Annotated in this window: 17 protein-coding genes; 3 read left to right on the forward strand and 14 right to left on the reverse strand. The window is 69.0% G+C overall.

All coding sequences use genetic code 11. The annotated features are described in order from the left end of the window. The 4 genes from DEI84_RS14070 to DEI84_RS14085 all read right to left on the reverse strand — a co-directional run bounded on the left by DEI84_RS14070 (position 1) and on the right by DEI84_RS14085 (position 5,672). Positions 1-2,970, reverse strand: coding sequence for an SNF2-related protein (locus tag DEI84_RS14070; protein ID WP_110891310.1), 2,970 nt, complete (start codon positions 2,968-2,970; stop codon positions 1-3). A 334-nt stretch (positions 2,971-3,304) separates the two neighbouring features. Then, positions 3,305-4,162, reverse strand: a complete 858-nt coding sequence (locus DEI84_RS14075) for a PASTA domain-containing protein (protein WP_181420474.1) — start codon at positions 4,160-4,162, stop codon at positions 3,305-3,307. Between the two features lie 572 nt (positions 4,163-4,734). Continuing rightward, positions 4,735-5,214: a DUF4395 domain-containing protein gene (locus tag DEI84_RS14080; RefSeq protein ID WP_110891312.1), complete on the reverse strand. Its 480-nt coding sequence runs from the start codon at positions 5,212-5,214 to the stop codon at positions 4,735-4,737. Continuing rightward, the gene (locus DEI84_RS14085) at positions 5,211-5,672 is read right to left on the reverse strand and encodes a co-chaperone YbbN (protein ID WP_110891313.1); all 462 of its coding nucleotides are present in this window, start codon (positions 5,670-5,672) and stop codon (positions 5,211-5,213) included. Before DEI84_RS14085 ends, DEI84_RS14080 begins: the two co-directional genes overlap by 4 nt. Before the next feature lie 165 nt (positions 5,673-5,837). Between DEI84_RS14085 and DEI84_RS15775 the strand changes: the two genes are divergently transcribed. Together DEI84_RS15775 and DEI84_RS14095 are read left to right on the forward strand one after the other, a co-directional pair. Continuing rightward, on the forward strand, positions 5,838-5,999 hold the full coding sequence (locus DEI84_RS15775) for a hypothetical protein (protein ID WP_181420475.1): 162 nt from the start codon (positions 5,838-5,840) through the stop codon (positions 5,997-5,999). Positions 6,000-6,003: 4 nt separating this feature from the next. Then, complete coding sequence (locus DEI84_RS14095; protein ID WP_110891315.1) at positions 6,004-6,483, forward strand: hypothetical protein; 480 nt, start codon at positions 6,004-6,006, stop codon at positions 6,481-6,483. Positions 6,484-6,498: 15 nt separating this feature from the next. On the opposite strand, the gene DEI84_RS14100 is transcribed toward DEI84_RS14095, so the two are convergent. The 9 genes from DEI84_RS14100 to DEI84_RS15515 form a co-directional block, all read right to left on the reverse strand. Beyond that, the gene (locus DEI84_RS14100; protein ID WP_110891316.1) at positions 6,499-7,017 is read right to left on the reverse strand and encodes a hypothetical protein; all 519 of its coding nucleotides are present in this window, start codon (positions 7,015-7,017) and stop codon (positions 6,499-6,501) included. A gap of 229 nt (positions 7,018-7,246) precedes the next feature. Beyond that, positions 7,247-7,816, reverse strand: coding sequence for a hypothetical protein (locus DEI84_RS14105; RefSeq protein ID WP_110891317.1), 570 nt, complete (start codon positions 7,814-7,816; stop codon positions 7,247-7,249). A gap of 157 nt (positions 7,817-7,973) precedes the next feature. Then, entirely contained in the window at positions 7,974-8,342 is a 369-nt protein-coding gene (locus DEI84_RS14110) for a hypothetical protein (protein WP_146236382.1), read from the reverse strand. 52 nt (positions 8,343-8,394) lie between these two features. Further along, positions 8,395-8,466, reverse strand: coding sequence for an excalibur calcium-binding domain-containing protein (locus DEI84_RS14115; RefSeq protein WP_110891327.1), 72 nt, complete (start codon positions 8,464-8,466; stop codon positions 8,395-8,397). A 108-nt stretch (positions 8,467-8,574) separates the two neighbouring features. Then, the gene (locus DEI84_RS14120; RefSeq protein WP_146236383.1) at positions 8,575-9,282 is read right to left on the reverse strand and encodes a hypothetical protein; all 708 of its coding nucleotides are present in this window, start codon (positions 9,280-9,282) and stop codon (positions 8,575-8,577) included. Further along, positions 9,279-10,685: a hypothetical protein gene (locus DEI84_RS14125; RefSeq protein ID WP_110891320.1), complete on the reverse strand. Its 1,407-nt coding sequence runs from the start codon at positions 10,683-10,685 to the stop codon at positions 9,279-9,281. The genes DEI84_RS14120 and DEI84_RS14125 overlap by 4 nt, the downstream gene beginning before the upstream one ends. Beyond that, positions 10,675-10,971 carry a hypothetical protein gene (locus DEI84_RS14130; RefSeq protein WP_110891321.1) on the reverse strand — a complete coding sequence of 99 codons (297 nt, stop codon included), beginning with the start codon at positions 10,969-10,971 and terminating at the stop codon, positions 10,675-10,677. Before DEI84_RS14130 ends, DEI84_RS14125 begins: the two co-directional genes overlap by 11 nt. Beyond that, positions 10,968-11,729, reverse strand: a complete 762-nt coding sequence (locus tag DEI84_RS14135) for an ABC transporter ATP-binding protein (protein WP_181420476.1) — start codon at positions 11,727-11,729, stop codon at positions 10,968-10,970. The genes DEI84_RS14130 and DEI84_RS14135 overlap by 4 nt, the downstream gene beginning before the upstream one ends. 71 nt (positions 11,730-11,800) lie before the next feature. After that, the gene (locus tag DEI84_RS15515) at positions 11,801-12,043 is read right to left on the reverse strand and encodes a hypothetical protein (protein ID WP_146236384.1); all 243 of its coding nucleotides are present in this window, start codon (positions 12,041-12,043) and stop codon (positions 11,801-11,803) included. A 187-nt stretch (positions 12,044-12,230) separates the two neighbouring features. Between DEI84_RS15515 and DEI84_RS14140 the strand changes: the two genes are divergently transcribed. Further along, complete coding sequence (locus DEI84_RS14140; protein ID WP_110891323.1) at positions 12,231-15,716, forward strand: bifunctional RecB family nuclease/DEAD/DEAH box helicase; 3,486 nt, start codon at positions 12,231-12,233, stop codon at positions 15,714-15,716. Between the two features lie 45 nt (positions 15,717-15,761). On the opposite strand, the gene DEI84_RS14145 is transcribed toward DEI84_RS14140, so the two are convergent. Beyond that, positions 15,762-16,391, reverse strand: coding sequence for a GPP34 family phosphoprotein (locus tag DEI84_RS14145; RefSeq protein ID WP_110891324.1), 630 nt, complete (start codon positions 16,389-16,391; stop codon positions 15,762-15,764). Between the last annotated feature and the right edge of the window lie 55 nt (positions 16,392-16,446).

Raw genomic sequence — 16,446 nt, forward strand, 5'->3', positions numbered from 1 at the left:
TCAGTGCTCGCTTCCAGGATGTTCGGGGGCTGCGGGGCTGTCCGCCGGGACGACGACGAGCAGGGGGCGCACGAAGTGCTGGTTCGGCGTCATGCGGTCCACGAGCTTCGATTCGTCGTCGACGCGGTCTCGGTGCTCTCGGAGCCCGCGCAGTTGGGCCTGTTCCGCGGCAGCGCCCCGCCAGTCGTCGATCCGCGCGGCCCACTGGTGGACGCGACGGCGGATGTCGTCTGCAGTGGCCTCCATCTGCTGGACCGCCTGGCTGCGGGCGGCCTCGACCGCAGTCGGGATCAGGTCCTGCAGCGGTGCGGCATCGACCGCTCCTGGGTTCGTCCTCACCTCGGAGGTGAACCCGACGTGGGCAAGAGCGGCTCGCGCATCGGCGTGCGGCTGGGTGAAGTGGAACGAGTGCTCCGCGACGCCAGGGAAGTCGACGGTGAGGAACGACCCGGCGACGACCTGGCCGGCGCGGTTCGTCAGCGTGGCGTGGACGACGACGACGGGGTGGTCGACGGCGCCCCGGACGGCGTAGACGCGATTACGGCCGAGTCTGGAGAGCGCGCTGTCCGCCGCCCAGTCGAGGACGGGGTGCAGTGGGCCGAGGAAGTGCGCGTGGGGCCAGGTCGACGGGCTCGACTTGTCGTTGATCGCGTTGACGACCTCGGCCTTGCCCTGGATCGGTGTGGTCGCCAGGAGCAGTCGCTCCGTGACACGCCTGTCCCGGAGGTAGGACTGCGGCAGGACTTCGAGCCGCTGTCGGAGATCAGCCGTGGGTTCGATTTGCGCGATGGCGTTCGTGCGAGACCACGCCACGCCGCCATGGTCGACGTCGGCGGTCGGCGTTGTGAAGCGCTCGGCCAGCGCTGTATCGAGGAATGAAACGAGGTCCGGGAACAGGCCGGTACCGATGTCCGTCTTGTCGCGCTGCTGATGGTTCGCGGTCTCGTTCTTCGCGGTGTCATCGGATGCCTTTGCGGCGTCCTTGATGCTCTCGCTCGCCTGCTCGGCCGCGAGTTCCGCCATCAGCCGCGTGATCTCGTCGCCGTCCTCGAGGGTCGCTTCGACGGTCGGTACCGCGTCGTCGAAGCTGCGCTTGCGGAGCAGCACGTCGCGGATCGCTGACTCCTCGGCTGCAGCGCTGTACTCGCCCATCAGCGACGCGACGTCACCCAGCGCCGAGTGCGCCTCGGTTTCGCGCTCGAGGAGATTCCTGAGCACGCGGACGTCACCCGAGAACTCGACGTCGTCGACGTCGAGCAGCAGGGTCGTGATGCGAGGGGAGTGCTTCTGGCCGTACCGGTCGATGCGGCCGTTCCGCTGCTCGATGCGGATGAGGCTCCAGGGGATGTCGAAGTGCACGAGTTCGTGGCACTGGGAGTGGAGGTTCACGCCCTCGCTCGCGACGTCGCCGGTGACCAACACGCGGATGGGGGAGGCGGACTGCTTGAAGCTGTCCACGAGCTCCTGCTGCTCCTGGTCCGTCAGACCCCCGTGCATCACGCGGATCTGCTTGTCCGACAGTTTGAGGTCCTTCGCGAGCTTCTGGCGCAGCCAGTGCAGGGTCGCAACGCGCTCCGAAAACACCACGAGGCGCTCCTCGGACTTCGGGCCGACGCCGATGCTCTTGGCGTGTTGCAGGAGGGCGTCGTACTTGCCGGAGCTCGAGCTCAGCGCGGTGACGGTGAGCTGCTCGAGTCGCTCCAGCGCGTCGATCTCGCGCTGGACATCGCCGTCGGCATCGCCCTTCCGGAGCCGCTTCAAGCGCTCGCGCACCGATTCGTCCAGCGCACTGGGTGACGACAGGAATGCCTTCGCGAGGGTCCAGGGGAAGAGCGACGCATTTTCGCCGGAGTACGGGGACCGACCGCCTTGCGGGTGGAGCCACACCATAGAGAGCTCTTCGGCGATTGCCGCCTCGGCAGGAGACGCAGGGACCAGGACGTTGTTCGGCTCCTGCCGTTCTGCCCAGTCGGCGCCGACCTCCATCGCGACGGCAGGACTGTGCCGGTGGCGGCGGATGATGAGTCGCTTCACCTCCTCCTCGATCAGATCACCCTCAGGGGTCACCGCGGTCGGGTCGAGCAAGCGCACGAGCCGTGCGAACGAGTCCTTCTTGCCGTTGTGCGGGGTGGCGGATGCGAGGATGAGCGCATCAGTCTGCGGGGCGAGGCGTGATGCGAGCTCACCGTTCAAGGTCGTGTTGTTCATCACGTTGTGCGCTTCGTCGATGACGACGGCATCCCAGCGCTGCTTCTCGAGGTGGCTGCGGTACTGGCTCTGCTTGAGCGTGTCCACGGAGATGATCGCCCGCTTGTACATGCTGAACGGGTTGCGGGTCGCCGGCAACTTCTGGCGCACGCGCTGGATGCCGAGGGAGTCGAGCCGGACGAAGGGGAGTGCGAACTTCGTCCACATCTCCTGCTGCATCTGCTCGAGGACGTGCTTCGGCGTCACGATGAGGATGCGCTCGCCGCGGCCTCGACGTACGAGCTCGGAGAGGATCATCCCGATCTCTATGGTCTTGCCGAGCCCGACGGCGTCCGCGATCAGGAGGCGTGGTCGGAGGTTGTCGCGGTCGAGGGCCTTCCGGACTGCCGCGCGCTGGTAGTCGAGCGGGTCGGCGAGCATCTGCGTCGACACCGTCAGAGCGTCCTCGTGCAGTGGCACTGGAGTCTTCCGGAGCGTCGCCTCGAGCCAAAGCTTTGCGCGGCGGTAGCCCGAGGAATTGTCCGCCTCGACCGTTGCCTGCGCAGGGTTGAGCGGCTTGATGTCGTCGAGGTCGCTGTAGAAGGTCGCGGTGGTGTCCCGGACGAGCTCGGAGAGCCCCTGAGCTGTGATGAGGAGACCGGAGCCGGTCGGTGCCGTCGAGAGCACCAGCCACTCGGCGTCGCGGACGAGCACCACGCTGCCTGGGGCGATGTTCGGCCATGCTCGGCTGGCAGTTGTTGAATCTACGTCGATCAACGACATGCGTTCTACCCTCTCACCCCTGTGCAGCCAGCTTGGTTGGCTGCACCATCTCTCACCCTAAGGGCCGTGGACTCGAGCACCGCCCGCGCCGGGCCTCATCGACCACTCGAGGGCTGGCCAGGGGTCTCCTGCCAGGGCGATGACCTGCAGCTCTCGTCGCAGTGCGCGATTTGGTGAAGTGTCTCATAGGCCGGAAGCCGCCTTTGTCGTCGCCGAGCTTTGTCTGCTTCTCAGCGCTCCATTCTCCGATGGTCGCGAAGGAACGGCTCTTGAACCCGGCCGGACGATGACCTGTGGAAGACGTACAGCCGGTCAAAGTACGACGGCTGGCGCTCTAGTTCGTCCGCACGAAGATCGTTGCGTCTGCGAACGAGAGCACTCCGCCGTTGAAGTCGTTCGGAACCTCGAACGCGATGCGGCCGCTGGACGACTGGCCCTCGCCGAGCGTCACGCTCGGGATGTCCTCCACACCGGACAGGTACGTCTCCTCGTAGACCCTGCCCTGCTTATCCGTGAGGTTGATGTCCCAGGTCTCGACGCCGGTGTGCACGCCTGCCTGGAGCGCCTCCACGTGTACAACGACCGTCACGTACTTCATACCGGTGTCTGGAGCGTTCCAGGAATCAGTTGTCGGCTGATTTTCGGTGTAGCCGTCGAACCAGATCCGATACTCCGGGTCTTCGTCGCCAGGTCGACCCCATGAATCCATCCCGAACTTCGTTCCGACCGTCGCGGGGTTCGTGACCGAGCTTCCTGCAGAGCTGGTCGCCATCAAAGTGACCGTGCTCCCGGCTTCGGCCGACGTGCCCGCGGTCGGACTCTGCTTCGAGACCTCGTCGTCGCTGCCCGCGCCCGGTGACGCGACTTCGAAGCCCGCCTGCTCGAGCTCTGCGCGAGCCTCATCGACGGTCTTGCCGATGACGCTGGGGACAGTCCCATCACCAGTTATCGCATCTGGCTCAGCAACGATTTGTTCAGAAGTGTCCACTGGCTCGTCGCTGCTGCTTGCGTTGACCACCCCGACCGCGATCGCGATGATGAGGCCGGCCGAACCCATGATCGTGCCCGCGACTCCTCGACCGGTGCGGTTCCGTAGCGAAATAAGGCCGAACGTCAGCGACAGCGCCCCAAGAAGAACCGCCAGCGCTGGCGTCGAGGCGAAGGCGAAGAGGAGCGCGAGGATACCGAGCACCAGGGCCGCCGTTGCAAAACCGTTCCCGCGAGGCTGAGAGTGCGGGCCCTGCATGAACGGCGGTCGCCCATCCGGCGTAAATGGCGGCCGTCCGTCGGGAGGGAACGGCGGCTGATTGCCCTGCTGGTATAGCGGAGGACCGTCGGTCGGGTAGGGCTGCTGCCCGTTCGGCGGCATGGATGGTTGACCGTTTGGCGGGTACATCCCGGACATGTCGACTCCGTGTTCGAGAAGATGAGCAGTTGGAATCAGATTACGAATTGACGTCCACCCTTCAAAGTGGACGCTCGCCCCCAAGACGGGGTGTCTCATGGAACAGCGGCGCCATCGTCCGGTGCTGCTCGACGGTCAACAGCCTCTCACCGAGCGGCCCGCGGGTGCGACTCTCGACCTCGCTCGAGGACGCCCTCGTGCGGGCGGTTCGGTCGGCGCTGCCGGAGGAGTGGCGGGCAGTTTGCACGGGTGGCCGGAACTGCGGGCGGAGGATCTCGTCACGTTGTCCGAACAGGCGGTCGACGCCCGCTGAGCATGGGCTGCCGGGGCCGGCGTCGGAAGCTGCCGCGGGTCCGACGCTACGCCGCGCTGCTGCGGCCTCGGAACACCCCGACCCGCACCAGCCAGACGTACATCAGGCACCCGATGCAGACGTCGAACGCGGCGTTGAGGAACGCTGCGACCAGTGCGACGGCAGCGCCGACCGGAGCTGCGTACGGAACGCCGATGAGCGCCAGAACGAGTGCGACCCCGGTCACCACGAGTCCGACCCGCTGCGCGAACGTCGGGGGCTCTGGGGCCTCGAGTTCGGCGGGCGGGCCGAGTCGCGGGCGCACCAGGCGGCGGAACAATGCGCCGTACGGGTGCCGCGCGATACCGACCAGGCCTCCCCAGGCGAAGAGCGCGGCGATGACGGCGAGCAGCACGATGCCGATCGTCCGTGTGCTCTCGTTGAGGGTGAGGACGATGTCGAGCGCGAGCAGGACCGTCGTGATCGCGGCACCGAAGCGGGGCGAGCGCGGGTCGATTCCTCGGGAAGGTGCAGGGGAGGTGGTCACGAGTGCTCCTCGGTGAGGACGGCGTCGAGCGCGGCGACGAGTTCGGGCTGGCGGGGTGGTCCGCCGAAGCGGGCTCGGACGGTTTGCGTGCCGTCCACGAGGAGCACGGTCGGCGTTTGCATCACGTCGAAGCGGCTGGCGAGCTCCGGTCGTTCGGCGATGTCGATCTCGAGTCGTCGGACGCGGTTCGGACCCTGCGCCGCCGATCTTGATGCGGCGACCACGTCGAGTTGGCGAGCCGTGGCGGGGCACCGTGCGCATGTTGGTGTCGAGAACTGGAGGAGCGTGGCGGCGGTGCCGAATGCCTCCCGGCTGGCGAGATCGGCCACCGTCGTCGCGTCGCTGGCCCGGGAAGTGACCACGCGCGCTCGCCCGGTCCGGCTGCGCAGCAGCACGCCGAGGACCGTCGCAATGGCGAGGACGCCGGCGACGATCGCGAGGGAGCCGGCGACGGTCATGTCTGGACCCTACGTTGCACTCGCGCTGAGAGCGAGGGTGTTGAGTCTCGTGACGACGGTGGTGTCGTTCGATGCCGTTCACCTCGCGGGAGTCATGAACTGTTGGAAACGAGTCGGTTACGCGATGTTGATACGTCAATGGCTGCTCGACGCCAAGTTGGAGGAATGAAGAGCAACACGAAGAAGCGCGGCCTTCCGGTCCGTCTCGCCCTCACCCTGGCCGTCGGATCGGTGCCGGTAGGTGTGCCAGTGGACGTCAAGGCGATCTCGTGCCGGAAGCCCTGCGGTCGCTGGTGGCTGTACACGTACCGAGAGCAGTGGGTGTGATCACGTGGTGCTGATGCGCGCCGAAGCGTTCTTCGTGCGCCGAGCCGGCGTCGTCGTGGCTGAGCCGACTGGTGGTGTGGACCGGTGGCAGCCGTCCGCCGACCCGCAGCGCTGGTGGGCAGCGATCGATCCCGACGTGACCGCCGTGGCTGCCGAGCATCGCCGCGTGGTCGAGATCGAGGTTCCGGACACCTTCCCTGATCACGGGAGGATCGGGCGGCTGATCCGCGATGCCGGCCGAGCAGCGCCTCGTGATGACGCCGATCGCAGACGCTCGTCGGACGTCGACGGGCTGTTCGACTCCCTGGATCGAGTGCCCGAGTCCTGGCTCCCGTACGAAGTGCGAGTCAGCGAAGTGCCGGGGGCAGGGTTGGACGCTTTCGTCGGAACGCTGCTTCCGGTTCCGACGAATGAGATCCGCGACGTCCTGGGAACGGAGTGGTGTGATCTGATCCGGGTCGAGCCCTGGCTCACGCCGGTCTGACCGACAGGATCACGGTCAGTCCGGGATGCCGAGTGACGCGCACTTCGCCCACTGCTCTGGACGGTGCTGCGCGAGCCACGCGGTGAACTCGGTGTACCCGCGGTGGGTCGTGTGAATGCGGAACTGCTTCTTCTGCTGCTCGTTCCAGCCCGTGAGGGTGATGTAGACCGTGCCGTTCTGACTCGACTGGCGCCCGAAGCGGAGTTTGTCCAGGTCCTTCACATCACGGCGACGCTTGCGACCCAGGCCGGGCCGGACGTCGTACCGCTCGCCGTAGACCGTGATGCGGCTGCGGTTGAGGATCAGGCCGATGGGCAGGGTCGGGATGCTGGCGCCGATGAGCATCGCGAACACCGCGCCGTCGGAGTCCGGCGCGATGCTCGACTGCACGATCGCGCCGAGGACACCGACGCCGAATGCTCCGAGTCCGAGCCACATGATCAGCGTCGAACTGATCCACGACCGCCGCACGATGAACCGTGGCTTCGCAGCGGCCTTCGTGACGGTTCCACCCCAGGTGTTGACGTTGCTCATCGTTCCCCCTCCGGCCAACACGGTACCGGTCGGAGGTTCGCGATGCTCCGCTGCTCGACGGCGGCCCACCGATTGAGTGTGAGATCAACGCAGTCGGCGGCCTCGATCGGGTCGTCCTGCTCCGGGCGCGGACGGCCCGCGAGCCCTCCTTCGTCAGAATCGCTCCGCTGCGGGCTTCACGCTGCCTGGCGGCGAGGAGCTTCGTCGCCCCAGCGTCGGCTTCGCCTGGTCAGCTTGACGTCGATGCGACCCGAACGTACCGCCGTGCTCGGTGTGAACTCCGCAGGAGCAGCGGAGTCACCACCGCCGCCGCTACGACGAGCAGTGAGCAGAGAACGCGGCCGATCCAGACGGACAACCCGTCGTCGCGGATCAGCAGCGGCAACTGCGGCCCGATGATCCCGAGGTAGAGCAGCAGGAACTGGCCGAGCGCCAGCGGCTGGTAGACCGCCATGAACCGCGCTTTGTCGAACGCGCGCCAGCCGAGCTCGGAGCCCGCCGGTTCGATCGGGACGCCCGTCTTGATGGCTCGCCCGATCATCTGCCGCTCGGGACGGGGGAGGCCCTGCATCGGCGCCTGCATCTTCATCGCGATGCGGAAGCTCGTCGCCATGACGGAGAAGGCTCCGGCGATGCCACCCAGCGAGAACGCGAAACCCGTCGTCGTGAACACCGTGGTCACTGTTGACTCGCCGAGGCTGACCAGCCATCCGGAAGTCCCGCCCACGATCAGACCGACGGCGACGATGACGGCTGTCCGACGCCATGTCCGGCGCGCGACTCCCTGGTACTCGTCCATCGCTCCAACACTAGGAGGAGACGAGTCGGTCGGCATTGGCGGTACGGCGCGGTACGGCGCGAGAGCGTCAGGCCGAGGAACGTGCCGGTGTTCCGGATCGTTCCTCGTCCTGGGGACTGGGCCAGGGGGGGGGAGGCAGCCGATCCAGCGATCGACGTCAGCGCGCGGTGCGGGCCTCGTCTATCGCTGTGATGAGTCGCGGGACACCCCACACGACGAAGCGGGCGCGTGTGCCGCTGCGGAGCTCGACCTCGAGCTGCCGGGACAGTCCGCGCGAGACATCCCGGAGTGCGGCGATCTCGTCGAGGGGTAGCCCGAAATCAGGGCGGACACGGTTCACCGCGTGCCCGTGGAAGAACAGCGCGGTCGGTGTGAGGACGAGCTTGCCGCCGATGCCCTCCGTGCCCTTCCGGCCGGGGACGAGCAGGCGGAGTTCGGCCGCCACGGACTGGTCCTTCGCGCCGTGGTCGATGAGCAGGTTCGCGTTCTTCCGGAGCAACTCGCGGTTCGGATCAGCGGGTTCCATCAGGTCACCGTAGGGCACAGCGAAGACCGGCTCGTGACGGCTTCGCTCGGCCTCAGAGTTCGCAGCCGACTCCGTCTCCATCGCGATCGAGCTGGCGCGAGTACCCGGGCTGCCTGACGATGATCGGCGCCGAGCCCGTTCAGGCCCCGATCGAGGGTTGCGCGATGACGCACGAGGATGGCGGCAGCCGAGCGCAGTGGCACGGGAGGGACTCCGCGCGTCTGTCCTGCTCTCACGGTCGCAACCCGAACACCCGTCGACCGTCCGCTGTCACCGGCAGCAGCCCGAGGAGGTTCACCGCCACGAGCACCACGCTCGTCCACGCGCCGACCGGATCGAACCGCGTCACCGCATTGCTCGCCACCGCGACGATCAGCCCGGCCGCTGGCCCCGCCGCGGCGACCAGGCGGTCCTGACGGCCGGCCAGGTCACCGTGGACGATCGCACACGTCTGCCACCCGACGAGGATCGCCCCAGCCCGATGATCGACGAGTGCCCGGAGCGCCACCCAGTGGCCCGCCTCGTGAGCGATCGTCACGATCAGCGCCAGGACCGGTGCGAACGCGGCCGCCGCAACCGATCGCGGTGGTGCCTGCACCGTGACGAAACACCCGGCGAGTGCAAGACCACTGGCGAGGACGAGGAGCCCGCACGCACGCACGAGCGCGATCACGGCCGCCGAGCAGGCGCTGCGCCGGCCTGGAGGCTCGGCTCGCGTCCGCCGCGCGCGTCCCCAGGGGCAGCGCGTCGTGCTGCGTCTCGGTGGCCGGGCGAGTGCGTTGATCAGCAGGAACCGCGGCAGCTCCGTGTCTGCGACCAGGATGTCGATCCCGGTCGCGGTGTCGGTGACGCGGACGATGACCGCGCCGGGACGAGCAAGGGGAGTGCAGCTGTCGACGGGTTCGAGGACGACTCCGTCGTGGAGGTCGAGCTCGGTCACGCGCACACTGCTCGGCGCCGTCGAGCCTGGATGACCATTGGTGCGAGCAGCATCAGGCCGACAGCGACCCCCAGGACTGCGATCGGTTGCTGCCGGAGGTCGAGCATCTGCGGCACCATCCACATCGGAAAGCCCACGAGCAGTGCAGCGACGAGCGCTGCGAGCAGAGCGGCACCGGGCAACTCGAGGTCACTCGGGACGAGAACGCCTGCGATGACCCCCGCGCTCGCCGCGAGGACGACGAGCGAGCGCACCTGCGGGCCGTCCGAGCCGAGGTCCGGCGGAAGGAGCAGCATCGCGGCCGGGACCGTGCCCGCGAGCGCGACGGTGATGCCCTGCGCCACCCTGCCAGCTGCCCACCCGTCGTACCGGATCGGGCGCACCGTACTCCGCCGCCAGGACGTCGTTCGATCGGTCCCGTAGTGCACGAGGCCGAGGGCACACGGCACTCCGAGCAGCAGCGGGCCCGTCAACGCTTCTGACCATGCGGCGCCGCGCTCGGAGGCGATCCAGGTACCGAGTACGAGCAGGGTCATGAGCAGCAGCGTCGACAGGGCCGTCGGGTCGCGTACCCAGAGCAAGAGGTCGACCGCGACCGGGAACCGCCGTGCGATCGTGCGACCGCGACGCGCCAGGAGCCGGACCGCTCCGGGGACGACGGGGTCCCGCAAGAGGCTGCTCGCGAGGAACACGAGCGTCGCCGCGGCGAGGGCGAGCACCACCGAAGCAGCTCGGAGTGTGAGCGGCCAGTGGCCGTGCTCCGCGGCGGTCGGCATGCTCATCGCGCGGAGACCGGCCACGGACAGCCCCGCGAGCAGGAGTGTCGCCGCGGTGGACACCGTCGTGCCGACGACGTCGGTGAGTCCCCATGCGCTGGCCGCCGCTGCGAGCACCCGGATGACGGCACTCGCTGCCAGTGCCGCCGCGAGCGCAGCAGAGGGTACGAGGAGCACCGCGCTGACGGCGATCGGTGCTTCGGACAGACGGATGGCACCGGCGAGCAGCGGTGCGACGACCACCGGGCCGCCGACCGTACTGATCGCGAGCAAGGGGACCGTCGTGCCCATGGCTCGGGTCACGGGTGAGAGCGGGACCACGGCGAGCATCGTGGTGAGCGCACGAGACACGGGCATCAGGACGGTGCAGACACAGGCGATGCATGCGCTGACCAACGCTGCGCCTTCGACCGAGTCGTCGAGCAGCTGGATCTGAGCAGGCACGGGCACCGCGACCGGACCAGGCGTCACCATCGTGAGCGACAGCGCCAGCCAACCTGACACGACCAGGGCGAGCAGCGCCTCCAGGCCGGTGGTCAGGACCGGTGAACCGGTGACGCTCCGCGTGAGGTCACCGCGCCAGGTCGCGTGGACCAAGCGGACGACCCCGACGAGTTCATGCGCCACGGCGCGGCCAGCGGGCTCGCTGTCGGCGACTTGACCACGGCCGGAGGAGCCCGGCCGCTGTGAGGAGAGCCGCGATGCCCGCGAACCACAGGAGCACACCGCTGCCGAAGGACGCACTCGCCAGGTCGTCGCCGGCACCGGCGGTGACCTGGATCAGGCCAGGGACACGGACGTCCGACGCGGTGCCGACAGCGAGCGCCACACTGCCTGCAGCGAGCAGTGCGATGACGAGGGCGGCGCCGAGCACGGCGGCGAGTGCGGTGATGCTGATCCGCAACGGGGTCATGTGAGGGCTCCTGGAGTGAGGTGGTCGTGGAGGCGTGCGCGGACGGTGTCCGCGGGCGGAGCGGCGACTGCGCGGAGGAGCACGGATTCGAGGGATCCGTCTCCGTGCTCGGCCATCAGGTCAGCGGGTCGTCCGTCCGCGAGCACCACGCCGTCGTGCAGGATCACGACCCGGTCGAACCAGTGCTCGGCGGCGAGGACGTCGTGTGTGGCGACGAGGACCCCGGTGCCGCGGCACCGCAGGGCGTCGAGCAGGGCGCGGATGACCACGACCGATCGCGGATCGAGGCCGCGGAAGGGCTCGTCGAGCACCAGGAGGTCCGGCACGTGCTCCACCGCGGCGATCAGCTGCAGTTTCTTCTTCGTGCCGTGCGACATGTCCCCGATGAACTTGTCGAGGTGCGGACCGAGCGCGAGTTCCTCGACCAGGGTGTCCCGCCATGGCGTGCTCCTGCGTCCGCCTGGTCGCGACGCATCCCTTCCGCGCGCGTGCTCGCGCGCGTTCAGGCGCAGTCGAACGAGGTGGTCGAGGTACTCGCCGCCGGTCAGGGACAGTGGGATGGGCAACTCGTCCGGTACGAAGCCGAGGGAGCGCTTGGCTGCGACGGTGTCGACGTCGTGACCGGCGAGCGCCAGCGCATCCGCGTCGACCTCGTGCAAGCCGACGATGCCGTGGATCAGCGTGGACTTGCCGGAGCCGTTCGGTCCGAGGAGGGCCACGAGCTCGCCGGGCTCGACACGGAGATCGACCCCTGCCAATGCGCGCGTCCCGGTCCGGTACTCCTTGCGGCAGTTCTGCGCAATGAGAGGCGGGGCGACCGAAGCGGGCGTCACTTGACGCAGCTGAACTTCACCGTGGCGTTGACCGCTCCGTGCCACTGGACGTTGATGACGGCGTTGAATGCGCGGTAGCCGTGGGACATGCACTGGACCTGCAGATAAGCGATGAAGCCGAGTCCGACGATGATCGCGGCGGCGATGACGATGATGAGGACGGGATTACGGCTCGCCGTCACCCGGAGCAGGTCCTCCTCGAGCATCGACGCTCGCGATGCGGCGGTCAGCGTGGTCATGGTGTCTCCTCATCGTCATGTGAGCAAGTGCTCTGCACCTCGCAAGATTCCACATATCAACAGCGAAGCGCAACGGTGGTATGTCGCGCAGCTGCGATGTGAACGACCTCGGGCTGGAGCTCCCGGGCGACGACCGACGGTGTCGGCGTCCGCTCCTAGGCTTGGCGCGGATCGGAAGGAGGACCGCATGCAGATAACCGAGGACGGCCGAGCCCTGCTCAGCCCCAGCGACCTCACCACGTGGGCGACCTGCGAGTGGGCGTTCCTCCGCCGCCTCGACGTCAAGCTCGGCCGCGGGGAGCCCCTGCCGGACGAGCACGACGACATGGTCGACCGGACGGCACGCCTGGGTGACAAGCACGAACTCGACTACCTCGAGATCCTCAAGCAGACCCATGACGTTGTGGGGTTCGACCGCCCAGCACCACCGCAGTACGCCGAAGCCGCCGAACGAGCGCGGAACGCGATGCGGGACGGCGCGGACGTCCTCTTCCAACCGACGTTCCACGTCCCCGCGTCCGCAGACGGCACCGGCTTCATCGGCTTCGCGGACTTCATCATCCGCAACGACCGCGGTGAGTACGAGGTCTACGACACCAAGCTCGCCCGACACGCCAAGATCAGCGCCCTGCTGCAGCTTGCTGCCTACGCCGAGCAGATGCGGGCGAACGACATCCCGACCGGGCAGCAGGTGCACCTGGTCCTCGGCGACCGCACGACGACCACGCACGACCTGGCCGACATCGTGCCCGTGTACCGCACGCAGCGGGCGGAGTTGATCCGGGTGATCGACGAGCGACTCCGCGCACAGGACGCCCTGCAGTGGGGCGACCCGCGCTACTCGAGCTGCGGCCGGTGCTCCGCCTGCCAACAGGAGGTGCAGCGACACCGCGACTTGGTCCTCGTCGCCGGTATGCGCCTGGACCAGCGGACGAAGCTGATCCGGCAGGGCGTCCGGTCCATCGACGACCTGGCGGTCCGGACCGCGCCGGTGGCGACCATGTCGAAGACGACGCTGGACCGTCTGGTGCGGCAGGCGAGCCTCCAGATCGAGACGGAGCGCGCGGCCGGAGAAGCCGAAGAAGCGAGACCGGCCTTCGACGTCCTGGACGCACGGGCACTCGACGCGATCCCGGCACCCGATCCCGGCGACGTCTTCTTCGACTTCGAGGGCGACCCCCTCCACACCGAGGACGGCGTGCACTGGGGCCTCGACTACCTGTTCGGCCTCGTCGACGATCAGGCCGAGTTCCGCGCGTTCTGGGCGCACACGATCCGCGACGAACGGCAGGCGCTGCTGGACTTCCTCGCGTTCATCGCCGACCGCCGAGAGCGGTACCCGGACATGCACATCTACCACTACGCCGCGTACGAGCGGACGCACCTGCTGTCCCTCGCCGCCCGACACGGGGTGGGCGAGGACGCGGTGGACGACCTGCTGCGCGCCGGCGTCCTCGTCGACCTGTACCCGATCGTGCGGAAGGCCCTGGTCGTCGGGAGCCGCAGCTACTCGATCAAGAAGCTCGAGCCGCTGTACATGGGCGACGACCTGCGTCTGAGCGACGTGACGAACGCCGCCGACAGCATCACCGCCTACGTCGACGCGATCGAGGAACTCCGCACCGGCGACCCCGCCGAGGGGCAGCGTCAGCTCGACCAGGTCGCCGACTACAACGCCTACGACTGCCGGTCGACGCTGCGCCTCCGCGACTGGCTGCTCGGCCTCCGCGCCGAACACGCACCGGACGCCACCACCACGGTCGAGCTCGAGGGCCTCCCGCCCGTCCCCGTCGAGCGGGAGCCGAACCCCGTCTATGTCGCGCTCGCTGCGGAGACACAAGACATCGACGCCCTCGACCGCACGCCCGACCAGACCGCGCTGGCGCTCGCCGCGGCCGCGATCGACTACCACCGCCGAGAGGCGAAGACCTTCTGGCAGGACCACTTCGACCGGCTCCGCAACCCCGTCGACGAGTGGGCCGACACGCGGGACGTCCTGGTCGTCGAGCGCGCCTCCGTCGAGCGGGACTGGGCGACGCTGCCGCGCGCCCGCTCGCTGTCACGGGAGATCCGGTTGTCGGGAACGCTCGCGCCCGGCTCGCGCCTCCGGCCGGGAGGCTCGCCTCACCTCGTCTACGACGACCCACTCCCGGCGTCGATCACCACCCCGGGCCCCGGCTCGAAGGGCGCGACGGACCGCGCCTCGATCCTGGAGGTGTGGGACAACGGCGACGCCACCGAGGTGCTGCTCCTCGAACGCATGCCGGTCGGCGGGGGAGAACCGCACACGGACTTCCCGGCCGCGCTCGCGCCCTCGTCGCCGCCCCGGGCGAAGCCGCAGCCCGAGGCCATCGCCGAGTGGGGCGCCGAGGTGCTCGACGCCCTGCCCGAGATGCTGCCCGACCCGGCGCTCGACCTCCTCCGGAGGGTGCCGCCGCGCGGGACCCTCGAGCCGGTCGTCGGCGACGACACAGTGGGTGCCGTGGTGGCGACCCTGCTCGGACTGGACCGGTCGTACCTGGCGATCCAAGGGCCTCCTGGCACCGGCAAGACGTACGTCGGGTCGAACGTCGTCGCGACGCTCGTGCGCGAGCACGGGTGGCGGGTCGGTGTCGTCGGGCAATCCCACGCGACCAGCGAGAACTTCCTCGACGCGGTCATCGCCGCCGGCGTGCCGGCGGAGCGGGTCGTGAAGCAGCCGAAGAGCGGTGCCGACGCCGAGGAGATCGAGGCCGCACGGTGGACCCCGGTGAAGAACGGTGCCGCCATCGCCGCGTTCCTGCAGTCCTGCGCCGACACGGGCGCCGGGGGAGTCGTCGGCGGGACGGCGTGGACGTTCGCGAACGACGCGACCATCGGCCGGCGTTCCCTGGACCTGCTCGTCGTCGACGAGGCCGGCCAGTTCTCCCTCGCGCCGACCATCGCCTCCGCGATCGCCGCCTCCCGGCTGCTCTTGCTCGGTGACCCGCAGCAGCTGCCCCAGGTCTCGCAGGGGTCGCACCCCGAGCCGGTCGACGAGTCAGCTCTCGGGTGGCTGGCAGACGGTGAGCACGTGTTGCCGCCGGAGTTCGGGTACTTCCTCGCGAAGACCCGGCGGATGGAACCGGCGCTGACCGCCGCGGTGTCGGGGCTGTCCTACGACGGGCAGCTCGCGTCGATGGTGTCCGGGCGGCACCTCGCTGGGCTGGAGCCTGGCGTGCACCCGGTGCCCGTCGTGCACGCGGGCAACACGACCTCGTCGCCGGAGGAAGCGGCGCAGGTCGTCGCCCTCGTCGCGGACGTCGTCGGCCGCACCTGGACGGACGAGCACGGCACGCGGGCGCTCACCGACGAGGACGTGATCGTCGTCGCGCCCTACAACGCGCAGGGTGCGGTCATCCGGGACGCCCTCGTCCGAGCAGGCTTCGGCGGGACGCAGGTCGGCACCGTCGACCTGTTCCAGGGCCGGGAGGCGGTGGTGTCGATCACCTCGCTGGCCGCGTCCTCCGCGGCGGACATCCCGCGCGGGCTCGACTTCCTGCTCATGCCGAACCGGCTCAACGTGGCGCTGTCACGGGCGAAGTGGGCGGCGTACCTCGTGCACTCGCCGGCGCTGACGACAGCGCTGCCGCCGTCGATCCCGGGGCTGGCGCTGTTGTCGCGGTTCATCGAGTTGGTGGCGCCGCGGGTCTGACCGACCGAGCGGTGGCTCGCCGAGGCTCGCCGGGCGCGCGGCGGGTCACACCGCTCCTGCACCGCCTGTCGCCGCAGCCTGCGCCGCCAGGACCGACTTGACCGCCGGCGCGACCCAGTCACCCTCGGTGATGCGCCGGACGACGGCCCGGTCCACCTTGCCGAACTGCTTCCGGAGGGTGCCGGTGGCGTCGAGCAGGCCGATGAGGGCGGCGGTGAACGGCGTCGGGAGCAGCCTCCCTTCCAGCACGTCCGCGATCCCCGCGCGGAGGGCTTTCTCCGGGCCGCCGTCCCGCTCCGGGTAGACCGTCGACCGAAAGACGCCCAGGGCCCGACGCTCTTCTCGGTCGAGGATGCCCCGCTCGGCCAGCCCGTCGAGGACGGCGATGCGGAGAGGGTTCTTGCCGAAGCGACCCACCCAGAACCCGGCCCGTCGGGTCTTCGGTGCGGCCACGATCTCGGTGAACGGCCCGTCGAGCAGCGGATCGCCGGTCAGCGGTGCCTTCCGGGCGATGACGTGCGGGTGCTCGTACGTGAGGAGCCCGCGGAGCGCGAGCTCGCCGACGACCGCACCGCCGAGCCCGACGGTGATGCCCTGCTCGGTCAGGCCGACCTTGTCGTCCGGGCGGACGAGCAGCAGCGCGAGCGCCTGCGGGAGGGTGAGTTGCTCAACCATGTCCGCATGCTGCCACACGGAGGGACGCAGGACGACCTGTCTCTTATACACATCT

This window comes from Curtobacterium sp. MCBD17_023 (assembly GCF_003224415.1).
Taxonomy (GTDB): domain Bacteria; phylum Actinomycetota; class Actinomycetes; order Actinomycetales; family Microbacteriaceae; genus Curtobacterium.